Raw genomic sequence first — 2503 nt, 5'->3', positions numbered from 1 at the left:
GTCGGTCGCTCGACCTGGCGGAAGATGCCGATGGGGGACTGGTTGAGGTAGCCGGCGTCGGTGAGCCGGCTGATCGCGAACGCGGTCGAGGGGTCGGGGTGGTGGGCGTCGTGGACGAGGATGTCGGCCTCGTCGACGTCGGCGGCCTCGACGACCAGGACGCCGCTGCCGGCGGGGTCGCGGACCAGGGCCTTGGAGCCCAGCCCCGACTCGGTCGGGGTGCCGAACCGGATGGGTTCGCCGTGGACGAGCGGGATGATGGCGTCGGCCTTGGTGTTCGGGTTCTTGATCGCGTCGAAGGCGCCGTCGTTGAAGATCGGGCAGTTCTGGTAGATCTCGACCAGGCTGGTGCCGCGGTGCGCGGCGGCGGCGGCGAGCACGCCGGTGAGGTGCTTGCGGTCGGAGTCGATGGTGCGGGCCACGAAGGACGCCTCGGCGCCCAGCGCCAGGGAGACGGGGTTGAACGGGTGGTCGACCGAGCCCATGGGGGTGGACTTGGTGACCTTGCCGGCCTCGCTGGTGGGGGAGTACTGGCCCTTGGTGAGGCCGTAGATGCGGTTGTTGAACAGCAGGATCGTCATGTTGACGTTGCGGCGCAGGGCGTGGATGAGGTGGTTGCCGCCGATGGACAGCGCGTCGCCGTCGCCGGTGACGACCCAGACGGAGAGGTCTTCGCGGGCGGTGGCGATGCCGGTGGCGATGGAGGGGGCGCGTCCGTGGATGGAGTGCATGCCGTAGGTGTCGAGGTAGTAGGGGAACCTCGACGAGCAGCCGATGCCGGAGACGAAGACGATGTTCTCGCGGCGGAGGCCGAGGTCGGGCAGGAAGGACTGGACGGCCTTGAGGACGGCGTAGTCGCCGCAGCCGGGGCACCAGCGGACCTCCTGGTCGGAGGTGAAGTCCTTGCCGGTCTGCGTCTGGCCCTCGGCGAGGGTCGGGACGCCCTCGGTGCCGGACCGGAGTCCGGGAAGTCCCAGGTCGGTCGAGCTCATCGGATGTCGTCCTCTCCGTCGATGTTGCCCGCGGGCACGAGGTTGACCTCGATGCCCTCGGCCTCGGCCACGAGCCCGCCGATCACGTCCGCGAGCACCGCGGCCTTGAGCGGGAGGCCGCGGACCTCGTTGTAGCCGACCACGTCGACGAGGTACTTCGCGCGCAGCAGCAGGGAGAGCTGGCCGAGGTTCATCTCGGGGACCAGCACCTTGTCGTAGCGGCGCAGGACCTCGCCGAGGTCGGCGGGGAAGGGGTTGAGGTGGCGCAGGTGCGCCTGGGCGACCTGGTAGCCGGCCTTGCGCACGCGGCGTACGCCGGCGCCGATCGGTCCGTACGTCGAGCCCCAGCCGAGGACGAGCACCTTGGCCTCGCCGTCGGGGTCGTCGACCTCGAGCGGGGGCAGCGAGTCGGCGATCCGGTCGACCTTGGCCTGGCGGGTGCGGACCATGAAGTCGTGGTTGGCCGGGTCGTAGGAGATGTTGCCGTGGCCGTCGCCCTTCTCGAGACCGCCGATGCGGTGCTCGAGGCCCGGCGTTCCGGGGATCGCCCACGGCCGGGCCAGGGTCTCGGCGTCGCGCTCGTAGGGCCAGAACTCGGCGTCATCCCCCTCGCCGTGGTTGGTCGAGGTGGCGAACGAGGGGTCGATGACCGGCAGCTCGGAGACCTCGGGGATGCGCCAGGGCTCGGAGCCGTTGGCCAGGTAGCCGTCGGAGAGCAGCATCACCGGGGTGCGGTAGGTGACGGCGATCCGGGCGGCCTCCAGGGCGGCGTCGAAGCAGTCCCCGGGGGAGCGCGGAGCCACGATCGGCACCGGCGCCTCGCCGTTGCGTCCGAACATCGCCTGCAGCAGGTCGGCCTGCTCGGTCTTGGTCGGCAGGCCGGTCGAGGGACCCCCGCGCTGCACGTCGACGACGAGCAGCGGCAGCTCGGTCATCACCGCGAGGCCGATGGCCTCGGACTTTAGGGCGATGCCGGGACCCGACGTGGTCGTCACGCCGAGGTGGCCGGCGAACGAGGCGCCGATCGCGGCACCGACGCCGGCGATCTCGTCCTCGGCCTGGAAGGTCGTGACGCCGAAGGACTTGTGCTTGCTGAGCTCGTGGAGGATGTCGGAGGCCGGGGTGATCGGGTAGGAGCCCAGGAACACCTGGAGCCCCGACTGGACGCCCCCGGCGACCAGGCCATAGGCCAGCGCGAGATTGCCGGTGATGTTGCGGTAGGTGCCCGCCGACATCGGCGCCGGCTTGATCTCGTAGCGGACGATGAACGTCTCGGTGGTCTCCCCGAAGTTCCAGCCGGCCTTGAACGCCGTGATGTTGGCGTCGCGGATGTCGGGCACCTTGGCGAAGCGGCGCTCCAGGAACGAGATCGTCGACTCGGTGGGGCGGCCGTACATCCACGACAGCAGGCCGAGGGCGAACATGTTCTTGGCGCGGGCGGCGTCCTTGCGGGACAGGCCGAACTCCTTGACCGCCGCGACCGTCATGCCGGTCAGGTCGACGGGGTGCAC

At 70.4% G+C, this 2503-nt stretch carries 2 protein-coding genes; both read right to left on the bottom strand.

Going from position 1 to position 2503, the window contains the following annotated elements; all coding sequences use genetic code 11:
• On the bottom strand, positions 1-992 hold a 992-nt coding region (locus DAI17_RS20715), incomplete at its 3' end, for a 2-oxoacid:ferredoxin oxidoreductase subunit beta (RefSeq protein ID WP_107775144.1).
• On the bottom strand, positions 989-2503 hold a 1515-nt coding region (locus DAI17_RS20710; protein WP_107775143.1), incomplete at its 5' end, for a 2-oxoacid:acceptor oxidoreductase subunit alpha. The genes DAI17_RS20710 and DAI17_RS20715, both read right to left, overlap by 4 nt.

The sequence above is a fragment of the Nocardioides sediminis genome, assembly GCF_003047295.1.
Lineage (GTDB): Bacteria > Actinomycetota > Actinomycetes > Propionibacteriales > Nocardioidaceae > Nocardioides > Nocardioides sediminis.
This window is presented reverse-complemented; position numbering and strand designations above follow the sequence as displayed.